This window comes from Acinetobacter sp. YH12239, from assembly GCF_013417635.1.
Lineage (GTDB): Bacteria > Pseudomonadota > Gammaproteobacteria > Pseudomonadales > Moraxellaceae > Acinetobacter.
Map to the genome: position 1 here is coordinate 19,291 of NZ_VPDP01000005.1, position 20,483 is coordinate 39,773.

The 20,483-nt window shown below is 39.8% G+C and carries 20 protein-coding genes; 6 read left to right on the top strand and 14 right to left on the bottom strand.

What is annotated here, in order from left to right:
- Nucleotides 1-21: 21 nt before the first annotated feature.
- The 3 genes from trxA (at nucleotide 22) to FTV17_RS06195 (ending at nucleotide 2,622) form a co-directional block, all read left to right on the top strand.
- Nucleotides 22-348, top strand: a complete 327-nt coding sequence (gene trxA / locus FTV17_RS06185; RefSeq protein ID WP_035268564.1) for a thioredoxin — start codon at nucleotides 22-24, stop codon at nucleotides 346-348.
- 319 nt (nucleotides 349-667) lie between these two features.
- On the top strand, nucleotides 668-1,936 hold the full coding sequence (gene rho / locus FTV17_RS06190; RefSeq protein ID WP_035268567.1) for a transcription termination factor Rho: 1,269 nt from the start codon (nucleotides 668-670) through the stop codon (nucleotides 1,934-1,936).
- A 401-nt stretch (nucleotides 1,937-2,337) separates the two neighbouring features.
- On the top strand, nucleotides 2,338-2,622 hold the full coding sequence (locus tag FTV17_RS06195; RefSeq protein ID WP_035268570.1) for a hypothetical protein: 285 nt from the start codon (nucleotides 2,338-2,340) through the stop codon (nucleotides 2,620-2,622).
- Nucleotides 2,623-2,765: 143 nt separating this feature from the next.
- Here FTV17_RS06195 and FTV17_RS06200 read toward each other — a convergent pair whose 3' ends face one another.
- The 3 genes from FTV17_RS06200 to pheS all read right to left on the bottom strand — a co-directional run bounded on the left by FTV17_RS06200 (nucleotide 2,766) and on the right by pheS (nucleotide 6,541).
- Nucleotides 2,766-3,062 carry an integration host factor subunit alpha gene (locus tag FTV17_RS06200; protein WP_035265376.1) on the bottom strand — a complete coding sequence of 99 codons (297 nt, stop codon included), beginning with the start codon at nucleotides 3,060-3,062 and terminating at the stop codon, nucleotides 2,766-2,768.
- Nucleotides 3,059-5,440, bottom strand: coding sequence for a phenylalanine--tRNA ligase subunit beta (gene pheT, locus FTV17_RS06205; protein WP_179998605.1), 2,382 nt, complete (start codon nucleotides 5,438-5,440; stop codon nucleotides 3,059-3,061). The genes FTV17_RS06200 and pheT overlap by 4 nt, the downstream gene beginning before the upstream one ends.
- A gap of 120 nt (nucleotides 5,441-5,560) precedes the next feature.
- Nucleotides 5,561-6,541 carry a phenylalanine--tRNA ligase subunit alpha gene (pheS, locus tag FTV17_RS06210; RefSeq protein ID WP_035265373.1) on the bottom strand — a complete coding sequence of 327 codons (981 nt, stop codon included), beginning with the start codon at nucleotides 6,539-6,541 and terminating at the stop codon, nucleotides 5,561-5,563.
- A 169-nt stretch (nucleotides 6,542-6,710) separates the two neighbouring features.
- Between pheS and FTV17_RS06215 the strand changes: the two genes are divergently transcribed.
- Nucleotides 6,711-7,736: a hypothetical protein gene (locus FTV17_RS06215; RefSeq protein ID WP_179998606.1), complete on the top strand. Its 1,026-nt coding sequence runs from the start codon at nucleotides 6,711-6,713 to the stop codon at nucleotides 7,734-7,736.
- Here the strand turns inward: FTV17_RS06215 and FTV17_RS06220 are convergent.
- The 6 genes from FTV17_RS06220 to FTV17_RS06245 form a co-directional block, all read right to left on the bottom strand.
- Nucleotides 7,721-8,260, bottom strand: a complete 540-nt coding sequence (locus FTV17_RS06220) for an AAA family ATPase (RefSeq protein ID WP_179998607.1) — start codon at nucleotides 8,258-8,260, stop codon at nucleotides 7,721-7,723. The two genes, FTV17_RS06215 and FTV17_RS06220, sit on opposite strands and share 16 nt — an antisense overlap.
- An 83-nt stretch (nucleotides 8,261-8,343) precedes the next feature.
- On the bottom strand, nucleotides 8,344-8,703 hold the full coding sequence (rplT, locus tag FTV17_RS06225; RefSeq protein WP_004867327.1) for a 50S ribosomal protein L20: 360 nt from the start codon (nucleotides 8,701-8,703) through the stop codon (nucleotides 8,344-8,346).
- Between the two features lie 11 nt (nucleotides 8,704-8,714).
- Entirely contained in the window at nucleotides 8,715-8,909 is a 195-nt protein-coding gene (gene rpmI, locus FTV17_RS06230; RefSeq protein ID WP_004278281.1) for a 50S ribosomal protein L35, read from the bottom strand.
- Between the two features lie 158 nt (nucleotides 8,910-9,067).
- Complete coding sequence (locus FTV17_RS06235) at nucleotides 9,068-9,493, bottom strand: YqaA family protein (RefSeq protein ID WP_179998608.1); 426 nt, start codon at nucleotides 9,491-9,493, stop codon at nucleotides 9,068-9,070.
- Nucleotides 9,490-9,789 (bottom strand): hypothetical protein, encoded by a 300-nt coding sequence (locus FTV17_RS06240; RefSeq protein ID WP_179998609.1) that lies wholly within the window; start codon nucleotides 9,787-9,789, stop codon nucleotides 9,490-9,492. The genes FTV17_RS06235 and FTV17_RS06240 overlap by 4 nt, the downstream gene beginning before the upstream one ends.
- Before the next feature lie 72 nt (nucleotides 9,790-9,861).
- Nucleotides 9,862-10,479 carry a glutathione S-transferase family protein gene (locus FTV17_RS06245; protein WP_179998610.1) on the bottom strand — a complete coding sequence of 206 codons (618 nt, stop codon included), beginning with the start codon at nucleotides 10,477-10,479 and terminating at the stop codon, nucleotides 9,862-9,864.
- A gap of 281 nt (nucleotides 10,480-10,760) precedes the next feature.
- Here FTV17_RS06245 and FTV17_RS06250 point away from each other — a divergent pair, with 281 nt between their 5' ends.
- Nucleotides 10,761-11,231 (top strand): Hsp20 family protein, encoded by a 471-nt coding sequence (locus FTV17_RS06250; protein ID WP_179998611.1) that lies wholly within the window; start codon nucleotides 10,761-10,763, stop codon nucleotides 11,229-11,231.
- Nucleotides 11,232-11,730: 499 nt separating this feature from the next.
- On the opposite strand, the gene infC is transcribed toward FTV17_RS06250, so the two are convergent.
- Nucleotides 11,731-12,216: a translation initiation factor IF-3 gene (infC, locus tag FTV17_RS06255; protein ID WP_373683335.1), complete on the bottom strand. Its 486-nt coding sequence runs from the start codon at nucleotides 12,214-12,216 to the stop codon at nucleotides 11,731-11,733.
- Between the two features lie 71 nt (nucleotides 12,217-12,287).
- Nucleotides 12,288-14,210 (bottom strand): threonine--tRNA ligase, encoded by a 1,923-nt coding sequence (gene thrS, locus FTV17_RS06260; RefSeq protein WP_092768341.1) that lies wholly within the window; start codon nucleotides 14,208-14,210, stop codon nucleotides 12,288-12,290.
- Between the two features lie 325 nt (nucleotides 14,211-14,535).
- On the opposite strand from thrS, the gene FTV17_RS06265 reads away from it, so the two are divergent.
- On the top strand, nucleotides 14,536-16,155 hold the full coding sequence (locus FTV17_RS06265; RefSeq protein WP_179998612.1) for a glutamate synthase-related protein: 1,620 nt from the start codon (nucleotides 14,536-14,538) through the stop codon (nucleotides 16,153-16,155).
- A 59-nt stretch (nucleotides 16,156-16,214) separates the two neighbouring features.
- Here FTV17_RS06265 and FTV17_RS06270 read toward each other — a convergent pair whose 3' ends face one another.
- From FTV17_RS06270 to FTV17_RS06280, 3 genes are read right to left on the bottom strand one after another with little or no spacing between them, the layout of a single operon-like run.
- Nucleotides 16,215-17,414 (bottom strand): alanine racemase, encoded by a 1,200-nt coding sequence (locus FTV17_RS06270; protein WP_179998613.1) that lies wholly within the window; start codon nucleotides 17,412-17,414, stop codon nucleotides 16,215-16,217.
- Nucleotides 17,415-17,417: 3 nt separating this feature from the next.
- Nucleotides 17,418-18,707 carry a D-arabinono-1,4-lactone oxidase gene (locus FTV17_RS06275; RefSeq protein ID WP_179998614.1) on the bottom strand — a complete coding sequence of 430 codons (1,290 nt, stop codon included), beginning with the start codon at nucleotides 18,705-18,707 and terminating at the stop codon, nucleotides 17,418-17,420.
- A complete protein-coding gene (locus tag FTV17_RS06280) occupies nucleotides 18,704-20,446 on the bottom strand; it encodes a neutral/alkaline non-lysosomal ceramidase N-terminal domain-containing protein (protein ID WP_179998615.1) in 1,743 nt (580 codons plus the stop codon). Before FTV17_RS06280 ends, FTV17_RS06275 begins: the two co-directional genes overlap by 4 nt.
- Nucleotides 20,447-20,483 lie beyond the last annotated feature (37 nt).

Here is a 20,483-nt window from a genome sequence, read left to right on the forward strand (position 1 = left end):
AAATTATTCGGAGCAAATTCCATGTCTGCTAATATCGTTAATACAACTGATGCTAATTTTGAAGCTGACGTTTTAAATTCTGACACGCCAGTTCTTGTTGATTTTTGGGCAGGCTGGTGTGCGCCATGTAAAGCTATTGCTCCTGTACTTGAAGTTTTAGCAACTGAATACGAAGGTAAAGTTAAAATCGTAAAAGTTGACGTAACTTCATGCGAACAAACTGCTGTAAATTACAATATTCGTAATATCCCAGCTTTATTGATGTTCAAAAATGGTGAAGTTGTTGCTCAACAAGTTGGTGCAGCTCCTAAATCAAAACTTGCAGCTTTTATTGAAGAAAATATCTAATTCTTTCAATTTTAATGGGTTTGAAAGCGTCAAATTTTTGGCGCTTTTTTTGACGGTAAAATTGACAAAGAGCCATATCTCACTTATATTGCATGATCAAGAAACACTTGGACAATTTCTCCTCGTTTCTTACAATACACAAAACATAAGATCGCCGCTCGGCTAAAGAAATTGTTTACACATTTCTCCTCGAAAGAACTTACTAGATTCTGAGTTTGTTATTGTGCAAATCAATTGCTGCTCTTTTCTTGCACTGCGGATGTCTTTTGCTTCTATTCTATCTGTGTTCCACACTTCCTTTTAATTCAATCGACCATTTATGAACTTAACTGAACTCAAGAAAAAACCGATAGGCGAACTCATCAAAATTGCTGAGTTCATGGGCCTTGAAGGAATGGCACGTAACCGTAAGCAAGACATTATTTTTGCCATTTTGAAACGCCATGCTATGAATGGTGAAGAAATTTTCGGCGATGGTGTTCTTGAAATTCTGTCTGATGGTTTCGGTTTTTTACGTTCTGCAGCAGGGTCTTACCTTGCGGGTCCAGATGACATTTATGTCAGCCCATCTCAAATTCGCCGCTTCAATTTGCGCACTGGAGATACGATTACAGGTACGATTCGTCCACCAAAAGAAGGCGAACGTTATTTTGCACTTTTAAAAGTGAATCAAATTAACTACGACACGCCAGAAAACTCTCGCAATAAGATTCTTTTCGAAAACTTAACGCCTTTATTCCCAACTGAACAGTTAGTGATGGAGTTAGGAAATGGTTCGACTGAAGATTTAACTGCGCGTGTTGTCGATTTAGTTGCTCCAATTGGTAAAGGTCAACGTTCAATTATTGTTGCACCACCCAAAGCTGGTAAGACAATGTTGATCCAAAACATTGCTCAATCTATTGTTCGTAATAATCCTGAATGCTTCCTAATCGTTCTTCTCATTGATGAGCGTCCAGAAGAAGTAACAGAAATGGAACGTACCGTTCGTGGTGAAGTTGTTGCTTCAACATTTGACGAATCACCTGCACGTCACGTTCAAGTCGCTGAAATGGTGATTGAAAAAGCTAAACGTTTGGTAGAACACAAAAAAGACGTTGTTATTTTGCTTGACTCAATTACACGTTTAGCACGTGCATATAACACGGTTATTCCATCATCAGGTAAAGTTTTAACTGGTGGTGTTGATGCCCACGCTTTAGAACGTCCAAAACGTTTCTTCGGTGCTGCACGTAATATCGAAGAAGGTGGTTCACTTACGATCATTTCTACTGCTTTAATTGAAACTGGCAGTAAAATGGATGAAGTCATCTACGAAGAATTCAAAGGTACAGGTAACCAAGAGATTACGCTTGATCGCCGTATTGCTGAGAAACGTGTATTCCCTGCGATGAATATCAAGAAATCTGGTACACGTCGTGAAGAACGCCTCATGGATGAAGATAAACTACGTAAGGTTTGGATTTTACGTAAGCTTCTCCATCCTATGGACGAACTTGCTGCGATGGAATTCTTACTTGATCGCATGAAGGAAACCAAGACTAATGATGATTTCTTCGATCAAATGAAACGCAAAGCTGCCAACTAATACGCAAAAGGCCATCATTTATTGATGGCCTTTTATTTAGGTTGACACCATTTACATAAATACACAATACCGACTTTTGAATGTAACTTTTCTTGCAAGTATGTGATTTTTATCATCTTGTATTTTAATTCCCTTTATTTTTTAAGTATTTACTTAGTATTTATCCAATTCAAAATGCAAAAATGATTGTAATTTTCTGTTAAAAATAGGGTCAAATTTCTCATTTTTTAAGCATTTTTTCATTTCGCCTAGTAGTAATTCAAAATACTCAGTGATAGCATGTCGGCATACCAGTTAGGCTGCTCCATGCGTTATTAACCTTACTAACGTTAGGAATAATAAAAGCACACAACAGACTAACCGGGTTTTTTGTCTCAATTTATTTTAATGAGAGTGATGCCATGTTATTCAAAAAAATTGCTATTGCTGCTGCCGTTGCTACTACTTTAGCTTTCGTTGGTTGTGCTAAAAAAACTGAAGAAGCTGCTGCTGACGCAAACGCTGCTGCATCTGAAGCTGTAGAAGCTGCTTCTGAAGCTGTTGTAGCTGCTGACGCTGCTGCTGTTGAAGCTTCTTCTGAAGTTGCTGCTCAAGCTGACGCTGCTGCTGCTGAAGCTACTGACGCTGCTGCTGAAGCTACTGACGCTGCTGCTGACGCTACTGCTGCTGCTTCTGCTGCTCAATAATCTAAACTTTAGATTATTCGAAAAAAAGAGAACCTTTGGTTCTCTTTTTTTATGCGCTGAATTCTATGAATTCGCATAAAGTTAAGAGCATAAAAAAACCTGAGCGGAGCTCAGGTTTTTTTAAATGTTATTTGATCAAGCGATTAATCGACTTGCTCTGTCCCTACACGCTGTCTAAACTTTTGACCAGCACGGAAGGTCACTACACGGCGAGCAGAAATAGGAATCTCCTCACCTGTTTTTGGATTACGCCCTGGACGCTGACGCTTGTCACGCAGTTCGAAATTACCAAAACCCGATAATTTGACATGTTCACCTGCAATTAATGCCTGGCTAATTTCATCAAAAAACAACTCAACCATTTGTTTAGCTTCACGACGATTTAAACTCGTCAGCTCACTCAAATGATCAGCCATTTCTGCTTTTGTTAATGCTGTCATGAGGCCCTCAATGTCGCTTGGTAAGTGTTTTCTAACACTTGTAAAATATTATCCATACCAGATTTAATTTCAGCATCCTCAAGCGTGCGACTCGGATGCTGCCATAAAAGTGCAAACGCCAATGAACGTTTACCCTCTTCTACACCTTGACCCGTATACACATCGAATAACCAAGAAGAATCAAGTAACTCTCCTCCAGTTTTTTCGATAAGTTGCTGAATTTCACTAACATTAATCTTATCACTAATTAAAACTGCAATATCACGTCTCACTGAAGGAAATCGTGATAATTCTGTAAAATTAGATACATAAGTTTGCAAAACAGACGATTGATCGAGTTCTGCTACCCATGTCGTTGCGAGATCAAGCTCATCTTCAAGCGATGGATGTAAACGACCAATATAACCAATCGATTTTCCGTCCACTAAAATTTCAGCAGATTGACCTGGATGTAACCATGAACGCTCTGAACGCACATATTCTACTTGAACTCGCCCAGCTGCCAATACAGCCTCAATTTCACCTTTAAAATCGAAGAAATCCATTGGCTGAGGTTTAGCATGCCAAGATTCCTGATTCTTCGCACCTGTTGCCACAATCGCAAGTGTAGGTATTTGCTTAAGATCATGAATACTGGTTGCTTCTTGATAATCAAAACGTAAGCCAAGCTCAAAGAAGCGTACGCGACTTTGTTGACGATTAACGTTGTATTGGACACAAGGAATTAAGCTTGAAAGTAAAGTCGAACGCATTACAGCCAAATCACTTGAAATTGGATTTGCCAATGCCAAAGGATTTACACTTGGATTTAACTGTTTTTCAAGTTTTAAATCAGCAAAACTAAAGCTGATTGCCTCTTGGTAACCAAGTGCAACCAAAGTTTGACGTAATTGTACAACTTCAAATTGATCTTGGTATTTTGCAAGTTTCACATCAATCACAGGCAAGCTGATTTGAATGTTGTCATAACCATGAATACGCGCAACCTCTTCAATTAAGTCTTGGTAGATTGCCATATCATAACGATGTGATGGCGGTACGACAGACCATTGACCTTGTGCTTTAATTGTTACCTGACAACCTAGACGTGTTAACGCATCAGTAATAAAGTCAGAGTCAACTTTATAACCAAGAAGTTGATCAACTTGCGCCTGCTCAAGCTCGATTGCTTCGCGTGTTGGTAGTACTGCTGGATTTTCTGCTACAGTAATTGGACCAAATTCACCACCTGCAAGCTCAGAAATCAACTGAGATGCACGGTGCATTGCGATCATTGGAAGTTCGAAATCCACTCCACGCTCATAACGCTGAGACGCATCTGTATGTAAACCGAAGCTACGCGCACGACCCGCAATATGAAGTGGTGCAAAGAATGCTGATTCAAGGAAGATTTCAGTCGTTGCGTCTGTCACCGATGAAGACAAGCCACCCATGATGCCCGCAATTGCTAATGCTTTTTCGTCATCTGCAATCACCATCACGTTGTCTTGCATTTCAACTTCTTGCTCATTCAAGAGAACAAGTTTTTCACCTGCAGTTGCTTGACGAACGTGTACCGCACCTTGAACTTTACCACCATCAAATGCGTGAAGCGGTTGACCCAACTCCATTAATACATAGTTGGTAATATCAACTAAGATACTGTGCTGACGGATACCAGAACGAGCCAGTGCGCGTTCCATCCATTCAGGAGTTGGCGCTTTGGTGTTGACGTTTTTGATCACACGACCTAAGTAACGTGGGCAACCTTCAGTAGATACAACGACTTTCTTTTCATCAGCAATCGTTGCAGCCACTTCTTTAATTTCAGGCGCAGTCACAGGAAGTTGGTTAATCACACCAATTTCACGTGCAATCCCACGAATACTGAAACAGTCACCACGGTTTGGTGTGATACTAATATCAATCACGTTGTCATCAAGATCTAAATATTCACGTACGTTTACACCGACTGGCGCGTCCGCAGGAAGCTCGAGTAGACCGTCAATTTTATCTTCTAAATCAATTTCAGATGCACCGCACAGCATACCTTGTGATTCAACACCACGAAGCTTACCTTTTTTGATTTTAAAATCACCTGGCAATACTGCACCGATAGTTGCTACGGGTGCTTTCATTCCTGCACGTACATTAGGTGCACCACAGACGATTTGTAATGGTTCACCCGAACCAATGTTGACAGTCGTTACACGTAAACGATCTGCATCTGGGTGCTGTTCTACCGTAAGTACTTCACCTACAACCACACCAGTAAATGGTTTTGCAGCAGGAGATAAATCATCTACCTCAAGACCCAACATGGTCAGTTGGTTAGATAAAGTATCGCTATCGATGGCTGGGTTAACCCATGTGCGTAGCCAATTTTCGCTAATTTTCATTGATATAAAACCTGTAATTCAAATCTCTAGAATCCTCCCTCTAACCCCCTTTGCTAAGGGAGAGAACCCCAAATAATTCTGTGGAGTTCCTCAAGTTAGGAGAGGATTTAATAAAAAGTTTTAAGCAAACTGGCGTAAGAAACGCACATCATTTTGGTAGAACATACGCAAGTCGTTTATGCCATAACGAAGCATTGCAAAACGTTCAACACCTAAACCAAATGCAAAGCCTTTGTACTTATCTGGATCAATACCCGCTGAACGAAGAACATTTGGATGCACCATGCCACAACCTAATACTTCTAACCATTTTCCTCGCTCATCCATGATGTCGACTTCAGCACTTGGTTCTGTGAATGGGAAGTAAGATGGGCGGAAACGTACTTTCAAGTCTTTTTCAAAGAACTCATTCAGTAAATTAACCAATAATCCTTTCAATTCAGCAAAGCTCGTATTTTCTGCAACGTACAAACCCTCAATTTGGTGGAACATCGGAGAATGTGTTTGGTCTGAGTCACAGCGATACACACGACCTGGACATACAATACGAATTGGTGGTTGCTGTGTTTCCATCGTACGAATCTGTACACCAGAGGTATGCGTACGAAGCAAATGGTTTACATCGAAGTAAAAGGTATCGTGCATTGCACGCGCAGGGTGATGACCCGGAATATTTAATGCCTCAAAGTTGTGATAGTCATCTTCAACCTCTGGACCAGTCGCAACAGAAAAACCTGCTTTCGTGAAGAATTGACAAATACGCTCTTGTACTTGGGTCACTGGGTGGATACTACCCACCTGTTGACCACGACCAGGCAACGTGATGTCTATCTGTTCACTTGCTAATTTTTGTTCTAGTGCAGCTTTTTGTAATGCAGTTTGACGCTCAGTTAATGCGCCATTAATCGCTTCTCGAACTGAATGAATCTGCGCACCAAAGACCTTACGCTCTTCCGGATCCATTTTACCCAGTGCTTTCGATTGTTCAGCAAGCTGGCTTTTCTTACCCGTAAATTGCACTCGAACCTGATCGAGTGTTGCAAGGTCTTGAGCTGCTGCAATGGCAGCGAGCGCTTCAGTGGTCAGGGCTTCCAGTGACATAGTAACTCTCAAAGCAACAAATATAAAAAATAATATAACTGCGCATTCTAACAGCTTTTATAGCTCCGTATGAAGATCAGCAAGTGTTAAAGTTGGATGTGGAATTAAATTGGAAATTACATTTATAAAAAGTTTAAGATATGCGCAATGATCATTGAGAAGATATGTCATGGCATTAGATCAAATTTGGAAACAACAGCTCACACTCGTGACTTATGGCAATGAGTTTTTAAGTCAGGATTTAAGTTTTCAACACTGGAAAAATCATGCGATTTTTAATCAGCACCATTTCCTTTTTCGAGATTTAAATACACAACACTTATTGGCACAACACTTCCAAGTTTGGTTAGAAAGCTTAAAACGTCAGGGTGTCACACGCTTAAGCCTACATAACTCAAGTTTATTAATCGATGAAAAAAATCCCAATCCAAATGTTGAACTTTTACCATATCCCCATTTCATTGTCAGTCATCACCGTAATGTAAAAACAGCATGGATCTGTGGTAAAGAACTTGCCGAATGGTATAGCTCTGAACAAGACTTCGACATACCAAACAATCAAACACTCCCTGCACGAATTGAAACATTTTGGCGTTTTGATCTATCCACCCAGCATATCAAACGTGTTGAGGCAGATCTTCAAGCACCTAATTGGAATGATATTCACGACTACACAGAGAATGAGCTGTTCGATCACGCATTAGCACAAGGGATGGAATCCGTTGAGCGTGGCGCAATCTTTTATGGTACCGACGATCAATCACCCTGCAACATTGGAGTTGCCTTACCATTACTGCCACAAGATTATGCAGCACCTTATGCCAATGAAACCTTAGTGCGTTTTATGCATCTAGAACAACATTTAAAGAGTCAAAAACGAAAACTTTTGGAGCAAGATCATCAAGAATCTCTTGAGGAAGAAAAACAACTGAAGGTATTTCAACAAAAGTTAGATGACCTGAGTGCAAAATTCATTACTAAAGTAGCAAATCACTATAAAACTGCTCATTTAAAAAGCCCCGAAATTCACTCCCCTTTGGATGAAGCCTCAACACATACTCAACATGGAAAACGCTTTTTCAACAATGATTCCAGTTCTCACCAACCCACACCTAAAACAGGTAAATCAAATGTGTTTGCCCTCATTTTAGTCACTGCAATAATCTGTTTCTGCGCTTACTATTTTGGACTGTGATGTTTTAAAAATTCATCTAATTGTTCAGATTTATGAAAATGTAGCCACTTTATATGATGATATTGAGTGGCTTTCATCATCTGCGAATATTTAAGTCTATTTTTCCCATGTGTTTGGACTACCCACAATATTATTGAGTCTTTACTTAACAATTTCGCCCAATGTTCTCTATTGTTAGAATTTTTCCATATTTTCTTTTGGCTAATCACACGATATAGCGACCTCTTAATCACACGATAAAGATTTACGCGTAGTGAAAAATCCAACCAAATCACAGTGTCGATCTCACTTAAGATTAAATTTTGAATCAGGGAATAATTACCATCAATTACGAAGCCCTTATTCATAGACCTAACACGATTTATAAATTTTTCTTGAAATTGTATTGAAGATGACTCAGTCCAGTTATCCAACCAAAAGAGATTATCAAGTTCAATATGATCGACTTGCAGTTGAGCAGCCAACTTACGTGCAAAGGTTGTTTTCCCAGATGCTGCTGTACCGACGACCATAATTTTATTCATGCTGATCTCTTGGCTTTATTTGGTCGTAAACAATGAAAATAAAAAAGACCGCTAAAAAGCGGTCTTTTTCTCATCTACGATGATTAAGCAGCTAATGCGCCTTTAGCTTTTTCAGCTAAAGCAGCAAATGCAACTGCGTCATGCATAGCGATGTCAGCAAGTACGCGACGGTCGATGATCACTTGAGCTTTTTTCAAGCCATCGATCATACGGCTGTACGACAAACCATTTTGACGTGCACCAGCATTGATACGCGCAATCCATAAAGCACGGAATTGACGTTTCTTTTGACGACGGTCACGGTAAGCATATTGACCTGCTTTGATTACCGCTTGGAACGCTACGCGGTAAACGCGTGAACGAGCACCATAGTAACCTTTAGCGCGAGCAAGAATTTTTTTGTGACGGCGATGAGCCTGTACACCACGTTTTACACGAGCCATTTATAATCTCCTTAGATGTACGGGCACATACGACGAACTGAAGCAACGTCACTTACGTGAACCATTACACAGCCGCGCAATTGACGAATACGCTTAGCAGATTTTTTGGTCAAAATGTGGCGTTTGAACGCTTGTTTACGCTTAAAACCGTTAGCAGTCGCTTTGAAGCGTTTTGCTGCACCACGGCGAGTTTTCATCTTAGGCATAACAACCTCTTTTGAACACCTGTTCGGCTCGTTTGCACCATTACAATACGACCTGCAGGTAAGGGAGCGAGTATTCTATAGCATCTTTGCGCAAAACAAAAGCACCGTTAATCTTGATTCAGACAAATTAATCTTGATGAGTTTTACTCTACGAAAATTTACAACAAACCAAGATACACCCAGTAGATAAATAGATATCGACCTGTTTTCGCTATACCCACCACGAAGATAAATTTCCAGAATTTTTCTTTCAAGATTCCTGCAATTAAGGTGATTGGATCACCAATGATAGGCACCCAACTTAAAAAAAGTGACCATGTACCATACTGCTGATAAGCCCGTTGAGCACGAATCATTTGATCTGACTTAAATGGAAACCACTTTTTGGTTTTAAACTGCTCTATTTTTAAGCCCAACCACCAATTAACGCATGAACCCATCACATTCGCTACACTTGCAACAAAAATAAGCATCCACGGCGAAAATTGTTTTAGAGCAAATGACCCCAACAATATTGCTTCGGACTGTAAGGGCAATAAAGTGGCGGCTCCAAAGGCACTTAAGAACAATAAAATCAGATTCATTTACTGGACTTGTTCGCTGCTAAAAGTTTCTGCGTTTTGCGATATTCTTTTATCGACCAAGCAATTGCCAACACTACTATGATGGCACGTAGCACCGTATATTTACTCGTAATTGCTGGAATCACCTGTTTTAATTGATCCCTAGAATCTGGATCGATTGCTGCAATGATATTTTGCACATGAAATATTTCGACGATATAAGAAGCAACACAGAGTAAAATACCAGCAATAATTGCCCAGTATACTTTGGAATTAGATTCAACAATTTTGCTAAAATTCAAAAAAAAATCCTTCATGGCAGTTCTCCATAAAAAAACCACCAAATGGTGGTTTAGATGTATAGAGTTTAGCACACTTAAATCCGTGATCTACTTTAGTAGTGCAAGCGCCTTTTGTACCGCTGGTCTCTGTTGGATACGTTGAATATAAGCTTCCACTTCAGGAAACTCTGCTAAATGAATACTTTGCCACTCGTGCCGCATCAACCAAGGGAAAATTGCCATATCCGCAATAGAGTACTCACCTGCCACATAGTCTTGCCCAACTAACTGCTTATTGAGCACTCCATATAATCTTTTGGTTTCTGTCATGTAGCGCTCGATCGCATAAGGGATTTTCTCTTTAGCAAATTTAGCGAAATGATGATTTTGACCTAACATCGGTCCTAGACCACCCATTTGCCACATCAACCATTGTTCAACCTGAATCCTCGCGATTTCGTGCTGAGGATAGAATTGTCCCGTTTTACGTCCTAAATATTGCAGTATTGCACCAGACTCGAAAATCGAAATCGATTGATTATTCGGTCCATTTTGATCAACTATCGCAGGAATTTTATTATTAGGAGATATCGCAAGAAAGTCAGTTTGGAACTGATCATTTTCTAAGATATTGATTGGATAGATTTGATAATCTAAAGCCATTTCTTCGAGTGCAATTGTTATTTTTAATCCGTTGGGTGTTCCCCAATAATATAAATCGATCATTACAGTTCAGGCTCCATATGCCCTTTGTTGATTGATTTATCCACCATAAATCATTTCAAACCAAACAACAAGGATAGAAATTTTTTATTTATAAGTTATAAAAAATCAATTATTTATAAAATATTTTTAAAAATTTTTTGAATTTATTATTGAAAAATTTCGGTCTGAACCTATATAAAAAATTGCCAGATTTATGATGATCATCTGGTTCTGTTGATGATAGTCATGACAGAACAACATTCTTATTTTTATGACTTTGCTGACCTCAGGAGGTTTTAATCATGAGTAACTTAAATCTTCATCCATTGTTTCGTCGTAGCATTGGTTTTGATCGTTTAAACGATTTTATTGATTATGCAATGCAAAGTGATGCTCCAAACTACCCACCTTATAACATTGAAAAAAAAGGTGAGAATAAATATCGCATCGTGGTCGCTACTGCAGGCTTTAGTCAAGATGAGTTAAATATCAGTCTTGAAAATCAACTTCTCTCAATCACAGGAAAACCTGAAGCTATTCAATCTGAACAAACCGAATATCTTCATAAAGGAATTGCGCGTCGTTCATTTAAATTATCGCTTCGCTTAGATGAACATATTGAAGTTCAACAAGCAGATTATGAAAACGGCTTATTAGTGATCGATTTAGAGCGTATCATTCCAGAAGAGAAATTACCTCGACAAATTCCAATTGGCAAAAAACTTCTGTTAGAAAATACAGAGTCTACTGAAAAAACAGTTCATGTCGAATAAAACATCGAAGTTGATGAGTCACAAAAAAGCCGATGCAAAAGTATCGGCTTTTTTTATAGATCAAATCTACAGGTACTTTGAGCAACGAATTTCCTGATGTGCTGATGTGCTGATGTGCTGATGTGCTGATGTGCTGATGTGCTGATGTGCTGATGTGCTGATGTGCAATATTAAAAATCCTTTTTGGGTCATTTTTCAAGACAGTAAACACTCTAAACCTATTCAGTTTTACCATCCATCTAGAATTTTCTATGCATAAGTCCGAGTTTACCTGTCGAGATAATTACATTTTTTACTCAAGCCACAAAATGATTCGAGAAGTTTAAAATATACGTTTATTAGACTTCACTAAAGTACTGCCTGATGGAAATATTCAACTGATGATTTATACCCCAACCACAGTCGCTCCTCTCTTTACTAACTCAGGATGTACCTATATTCCTTCAAACAACATATAAAAAAAGCCCTGCATGTGCAGGGCTTTTTCTCTAAATCGGTTTTACTTTTTCTTTTTAGGACCAAGTAACATACCCATTTGACGACCTTCCATTTTTGGTGCTTGTTCCACTACACCGATTTCAGCCACATCAGCTTCAATCTTTTGTAATTGAGCAAGACCCAATTGTTGGTGAGCCATCTCACGACCACGGAAACGTAGAGTAATTTTAACTTTGTTGCCTTCTTCAAGGAATTTCAGAATAGCACGCAACTTAACATTGTAATCACCAACGTCTGTACCAGGACGCAACTTGATCTCTTTCACCTGAACTTGATGCTGCTTTTTCTTAGCATCTTTTTGCTTTTGCTTCAGATCAAATAAATGCTTGTTGTAATCCATGATTTTACAAACAGGCGGCTCTGCATTCGCAACGATCTCAACGAGGTCAAGATCAACTTCTTCTGCAGCACGCAACGCTTCAGCAAGTGAAACGATGCCTTTTTGTTCTCCGTCAGCGCCAACGAGACGTACTTCTTTCGCACGAATCTCATCATTTAATGCAGGACGATTGCTTTTAGCACCTTGTTGTTGGTTACGGTCAGGCTGTTTAATCTTTCTTACTCCACAATATACCGGCCGCGTTCGGCTACGGCTACTTTCACTAAGTCAACGAATGCATCGATAGACATAGTACCTAAATTTGTTCCAGAGCGAGTACGTACATTCACTGTACCTTCCTCTACTTCTCGATCCCCAAGCACCAATAGGTATGGAATACGCTCTAAAGTACGCTCACGAATCTTAAAGCCGATTTTCTCATTTCTCAAGTCTGAAATCGCTCGAATGCCATTTTCTTGCAATTTAGCGACGACTGACTGACAAGCATCTGCTTGAGAATCGGTAATATTCATCACACATGCTTGAATTGGTGCCAACCATGGTGGCATAAATCCAGCGTAGTGTTCAATAAGTATACCAATAAAACGTTCAAAACTGCCAAGAATTGCACGATGAAGCATCACAGGATGATCACGATCGTTATCTTCAGTGACATAAGATGCATCTAAACGTAATGGCAAGTTAAAATCACATTGGATTGTACCGCACTGCCAGATACGACCTAAACAATCTTTCAAAGAAAATTCAATTTTAGGACCGTAGAACGCACCCTCACCAGGTTGTAAATCCCAAGCGAGACCTGCTGCATCCAGCGCGTCAGCTAAAGATTTTTCAGCAACATCCCAAAGCTTATCATCCCCTACACGCTTTTCTGGACGTGTTGAGAGTTTCATTTGCACTTCTTCAAAACCGAAATCTTTATAAACATCTAAAGTCAGTTTGATAAAGTCAGCAACTTCTTGACCAATTTGCTCAGTTGTACAGAAAATGTGTGCGTCATCTTGGGTGAAGCCACGAACACGCATAATCCCATGTAATGAACCCGATGGTTCGTTACGGTGACATGAACCAAATTCAGCGAGACGAATTGGTAAATCACGGTAAGATTTTAAACCTTGGTTAAACACTTGAACATGACATGGGCAGTTCATTGGTTTAACGGCATAGTTACGGTTTTCAGAATGTGTAGTAAACATGTTTTCTGCATAGTTTGCAGCATGTCCTGATTTTTCCCACAGACTAAAATCGACCACCTGAGGTGTGCGAATCTCTTGATAACCATTGTCTTGCTGAACTTTACGCATGTATTGTTCTAAAACTTGATAGATCGTCCAGCCATTTGGATGCCAGAACACCATGCCTGGTGCTTCTTCTTGCATATGGAACAGATCAAGCGCTTTACCAATTTTACGGTGGTCACGCTTTTCAGCTTCTTCAATACGCTTGATATAAGCAGCCAACTGCTTCTTATCCGCCCAAGCCGTACCATAAATACGTTGAAGCTGTTCGTTTTTCGCATCACCACGCCAGTAAGCACCTGACATCTTCGTCAACTTAAATGACTTTAAGAATTTAGTGTTTGGTACGTGTGGACCACGACACATATCCACATATTCTTGATGATAGTAAAGACCCATTTGAGTCTCATCTGGCATATCTTCGATGAGGCGTAATTTATAATCTTCACCACGCTCAGTGAATACTTTGATCACTTCATCACGAGGTGTCATCTTTTTAATGACATCATAATCTTGATCGATGAGCTTTTTCATACGCTCTTCGATGGCAGCCATATCATCTGGTGTAAATGGTTTTTCACTGTAGATATCGTAATAGAAACCATCTTCAATGACAGGTCCAATCACCATCTTTGCTTCGGGGAAAAGCTGCTTCACTGCGTGACCAACTAAATGGGCACAAGAGTGACGAATAATTTCAACACCTTCATCATCTTTAGGCGTAATGATCTGCAACGTGGCATCATCAGTGATTAAGTCACATGCATCAACTAGATGGCCGTTTACACGACCTGCAACCGTATTTTTTGCAAGACCTGGACCGATGCTTTGAGCAACTTCCATGACAGAGACAGCTTGATCAAATTGTTTTTGATCGCCGTTTGGCAAAGTAATAATTGGCATAAAAAATCCTTAAGGAGTGATGCCCCGTACAATGGAGCATGTCACCGCGAGATTATGATCGAGGCGAACCTCAAAAGATAAAAACGGTGGATAAATAAAATCGCTAGAGATTTTACACGTGTCACGTTGTTTAATAAACCGTTAATCGAGCATTAGGCGATAGCAGTTTTAATTATGACAAAAATAGTTAAAATATATTCCCAATTTGATATTTAAATTACTATTATCCCAATTATAGAAAAATAATCTTTTATGCTTTCTATTAGATGATCAACATACTTTTAAACAAATAAATATAACCCACTGAAATCATTAGGCAGGTCATATGAAATCTCACCCACTAATTGCTTGGTCTACACTCCAGCCGCTTAAACCCGCATATGCTTTAGCAGCCAATGTGGATCTTGTTGTTCTTCGTCTTGAAGATCATGATGAAGAAAAAGTCGTAGTCATGTATGGTCGTTGTCAGCATCGCGGAGCACTCATGTCCGATGCCCATATTCAAGGCGACAAAATTGTATGTGGCCTTCACGGCTCTCATTACATTTATAAAACTGGCATTAACCCGAGATATCTCAATAAAAATCTGCAAAAATTTAAAGCTTGGATTCAAGATGATCATGTCTATGTTGACTTAGAAGAAATTGAAGCTTGGGAAAAAAGAAATCCACAGCAATTCAACCGTGATCGTTACCAAGGACTCTATGCAGATTCACAGCCTGCTCCTGAAGAGCCACACAATAGATTCATCTTAGAATTAGCTCGAAATGGTCTAAAAAATTTCGGTCATCATGGTCCTACCGCAGCCATGGGTGTGCCTTTTGACAAACTTCCAAAATGGGAAGATATCCAACTGGTCACAGCTCAACTTTGGAAAGTTCCTCTACTGGATGATGCTCCCGTTGCAAGCGAAGTGATTATTGGACCAAATGCAAAGAAACCATTGAAACTCAATATTCCATTATTTGTCTCCGACATGAGTTTTGGTGCTTTATCACAAGAAGCAAAAACTGCACTGGCAATGGGTGCAGAAATGGCAGGTACTGGCATCTGTTCTGGTGAAGGTGGAATGCTAGATGATGAGCAAGCCTCGAATTCACGATATTTTTACGAGCTGGCCTCTGGTCGTTTTGGCTATGACATTGAAAAAGTAAAAAAATGCCAAGCTTTTCACTTTAAAGGTGGACAGGCAGCAAAAACAGGAACAGGCGGACATCTACCTGGGCATAAAGTGGTCGGAAAAATTGCAGAAGTACGTGGTTTAGAAGAAGGACAATCTGCGATTTCTCCCGCAACCTTCCCGGATTGGACTGAGCTTTCACAGTATAAGGAGTTTGCAAACTATATCCGCGAGCAGACAGGTGGCATTCCGATTGGCTTTAAACTGTCTGCACAGCATATCGAAAAAGACATTGATGCTGCGATTGCGATAGGTGTGGACTACATTATTCTAGATGGTCGTGGTGGTGGTACAGGTGCAGCACCAACATTATTCCGTGACAATATTTCAGTGCCGACCATTCCTGCCTTGGCACGGGCACGTCGTCATTTAGATCGTTTAGGACGTCGTGACATTAGTTTGGTCATTACAGGTGGCTTACGTGTCCCTGCTGATTTTATTAAAGCCTTAGCGCTGGGTGCAGATGCCATTGCCGTGTCTAACTCTGCCATGCAGGCAATTGGTTGTTTAGGAATGCGCGCGTGTAATACAAATGAATGCTCTGTCGGTATTGCAACACAAAAAGATCATTTGCGTCGAAGACTCGAAATTGAAAAATCAGCACAGCAACTCGCCAACTTCTTCAATGCTTCAGTCGAGTTGATGCAGGTAATGGCGCGTGCTTGTGGGCATGACCATTTAAGTAAATTTAATTTAGATGACTTAACCACTTGGAAAAAAGAAATCAGTGAATTAACGGGCATCCACTACGGCGGCGTCCAATAAATTTCAAACCAATGCTAAAAAGGGATGATTAACTTCATCCCTTTTTTTTCTTTTAATCACTACTCTCTAAAATTTTCCCAAGGTTCAAATCTACTTGTTTCCAAATCAGATGAATTCCACTCATTTTCTTTTCGATAAAGATACGTGCGATTGAAATGCGGGATGACCACCTCACTCTGGCTCGGTCGAATAAATACATAGTCATCAGGATGGATATCAATTTTACGATCGACACAAATCATTTCCTGATTGGTGCTTCGTCCATACAATAAATGAGGATGAGATTTTGCTGGATAAACATATTGACCCATCCAATAGCCACCGTAGATAAAAACCGCTTGATGCTTCTGAAAGAATTTTATTTTTTTAAATGAAGGCATCCCTGGCAATGAAACTTGGTCTAAAACTTTCAGTACGGGACTCGCTATATATAAAGCGGGTTTAAGTGAAGAAAGATATTCAGAATCAAAATCGCTGGGCTTAAGCAACATTGAGCCAAATGACAGATCATTACACACACTATGTTTCACGTGAAAACTAAAGGTTGGACTTCCTCCTCCGTTAAAACACAGCTGAGCATGATTTAAATCTGGGAATTGGTGCTTTAAGATGTGCTGATAATTTTGATAAATATGTTGAGATTCAGCATAAGCTGTTTCTGCACGCTTCACCACCTTAGGTAGTTTAGTGACATGCGCATCGTAGCCCATTAAGCCACTCAAATTTAGCGTTTTTTGATGCTGCTGAATATAATTGAGCATTTGTATAAATTCAGCAGAATTTTGAACACCTCCTCGATGTAATCCCACATCAATTTCAAGATTGATATTGAAGCTAAGTCCCAGTTGATCAGCCAAGGCATGATATTGTTGCAAACGAGCAAAGGAATCAATTAACCAATGTATCTTGCATTTGATTGGCGTGTGATGGTTTTGATAAAACCTTTCTACTGCACGAATTGGCATCGGCTTGCCAAAGAGTAAATCAGCTTGATCAAAATGATTAAACATCAATTCTAAGTGATCAATATGGAACACCATAAAGTGTCGGGTGTCTAAATCGAAACTTAGCTTTTTTAACAAAGGCAAACAAGCCAAAGATTTAACGACCAACCGCGGTTTTAAGTGCTTTGCCGAAGCTAGCTGCTGTTTTACATAAGCAATATTAAAGTTTAATGCATCGTCATCGATCAAGAGCATAGGTTGACCTAAACCATGTGCCCGCAAATCATCATTCATTTGATTAAAAAAACTATTCATCTCTCATCCTTGCTGCCCAAGTAATAGTTTTTCAAGATAGGGATTGAGAAACTTTCGATGGGGATCGAGCGCTTCTCTGATTTGCATAAATTCATTCCATTTCGGATAAAGAGCTCGAATCTCTTGGTGAGACAGTTGATGCATCTTAGCCCAGTGTGGACGGCCTCGATATTTTTGAAAAATGGGCTCAATAAGATCAAATACTTTTTGAGGTGACTGCTTATAATATTGATGGATGGAAATCGAAATACTGTCCTGCTGATAGAAAGGACTTAGCCAAATATCATCCCCTTTGACCACGCGAAATTCGATAGGGAAAAAAGAATTTATCTGATATTTTCTAAACGTTGCAATCACTTCTTTGATGCATTGAATGCCATTCTCAATTGGAATTTGATATTCCATTTCATTGAATTTGGTATTCCGAGGTGTTGCAAAAATATCACCCGACCAATCAATGAATTCTGTTGGCTTCACAAAAACACCGACTAATTTTTGAAGATATTTCGTTAAAAAAGGGGCTTTTTTAGAAATTTCACAACACCATGTTAAAAGTTGATCCTCAGATGGCCAAGAAGTTTCTCTTGGCTTCACCTCCCCCTCTGTAACATCAAGTGTTTTAAAAATTAACTGATCTGTAAAAGGGAAAATAAAATATTCCAAATGCCGATGTTGATGCATCAATTGGAGAAATTGATCAAGGCTTTCTTCTACAGGGGCTAAATGAATTTTCTCTTTCAATTTATATCTAGGGCGGTTTTGCATGGTTATTTTCGTTAATATCCCGAGCGATCCCAACGATACTCTTCCTGCCTGAAAAATTTCAGGGTTCTCCGTCTTGGAGCACTGGATCAACTCTCCATTTGCCTGTAATAGCTCAAAATCTTCTACATAACCTGAAATAGAATATAGCGCTGCACCTGTCCCGTGTGTTCCTGTAGACACAGCACCAGCTAAACTTTGTTGATCAATATCACCCTGATTCATAAGCGACTGTTCAAAAGGCGCAAGATGCTGCCCTAAATTGAATAGTCGAGTACCTGCCCATAACGTCGCTTGGCATTTAGCCTGATCAGCATTTAAGACACTTGAAAATCGGTCTAAAGAAATAATAGACGCATCCGTTTTTACCAACGGAGTAAATGAATGCCCTGCACCAACCACACGAACTTTAGGATGTTGAATCACAATATCCTGTAATTCATGTAGTTGGTCTGGATATAAGATGTGTTGCGGGTTTGAGTGGCAATATCCCGACCAGTTAGACCAATAATGATGTGTCAGATTACTCATGTTGCCAACTCCTTTTGTGCAACGGCGGTTTGAACATTTCCCCGATTGGTTCTTTTCTCTAATTCTTTTTGAGGTACTGCTTTAGGTACGCAATTTGATAATTGACGTTGTTCAGGTGGCAAACAAACCTGTTTAGCCAAATGTTTAAAATAGGTTTGAAAAGCTGCCAAAGTCCATTGACCAAATAAAGTGTGTCCACCTTCATAGGCTTGTTCTTGATATTCTTCGAATGTCGTGACATAGCCCATATAATCATTACAATAAGATGCAAACCAAATTTTTGCGTTAGGAAATGTCGGTAATACACTTTTCTGAATGGTATTTAATACGCGCTTACCTGAGGTTGTTGTAAATTCTCCGGGAGCACATACCAAAAAAAGTTGACCGATTCGAATGAGCTGAATTGGCACAATATGTGGCACTAAATCGCTTTCTTGAATTGCGCCGGCGTGAACTTGAGCATTCATTTCAGCAATGAGTGGATCTAAAACACTGGGAAGTGAACCTAATTTTTTTCCTAATATCCGATGCTGACCCGATTCAAAAATAATATTTTTGGGTCCTTGAGCATGATAAAGCTTCTGATAATAAGCACTTTCCGCTGGATCTTTTGAATTCAACTTACTTCGTTTGAATTGTTTTGAAAGTAAATTCATAGCCATGATCAATGGCTTTGCAGCACCCACACCATCGACTGGTGTGCCCGCAATAAATGCTGTCCCATGACAAGCTTGGCTTGTTATCGCATTGCTATATCCACCTGAAAACTCTGGATCAGCCACAGTATTTGCCATATCCACATACTCGAGTACTGCATCCAAATCTTGATATTGGATGTTTTGATTCTGTTGCTCAAGTAAAGCGGCTAAAGCATACTCACTCTGTATACGACCATTGTTTCTCGCATAGATGTACTCTGCTTCTCCTTTTATCTTTTTTCTGATCTTAGTCTGATTCTTTCCATGGAGGTGTGGTGACACATCGCCTGCTGTTGCTTGCGCAAATATACATACTGGTCCATCCACTCCAGCAGCGCTTAATGTCTCTTCCGAAAGTGTTGCGGCATAGCCTTTATTATCACCATCATGAGCGTCTAATTGATTGCCCAAACATGTCGCATGCACACCAAACAGTGACAACAGAGAATGCAGCTTTTCCCCACGATAAAAGCCAAGGACTTGCATTTGTCGATTGATCGCTTTGTAAGTTTCAGATTCGTCGACAAATGCAGTATCTAGGTTTCGATTATACGCTTTTATCGAGCGATTCCATGCCACAGGAACTTGCTCAGGAATGTCAATTGTCGCTAACCGAATCTCTGTAAAATCGCGATTGGATAATGCCTGTTGAATACTGGATTGCACAGCATCCACTACTGCATCAAGGTGCTCAGGCACAAATCCTGGTGTCGGCATATTATAAAGAGCTTCATAACCACAACCGCCTGGACCTGAATGGGTATGCGTTGCCATTAGAACCAAACGATGTGGATCGAAACGATCCCTCAACGTTTCATTCAAGCGTTGGATTACAGTAATTCGAATTGCTGAAGTAATACAGCCAAAATCTAGACAACATAAAATTAATGGAGCATCTCGATCTTTTTGAATGGTCACTGTTCTCGCATACAGCGCAGTTCTTTTTTTATAGGCACGGTGATGCCACATCCCATAGCCAAACATGGCATAGCCTTTGGGTTCGATGTTAATTTCATCTTTCCCCCACCCAACAATATACATACGCAAAATCCTTTTGCTTTTATTATTCAATTTTGAA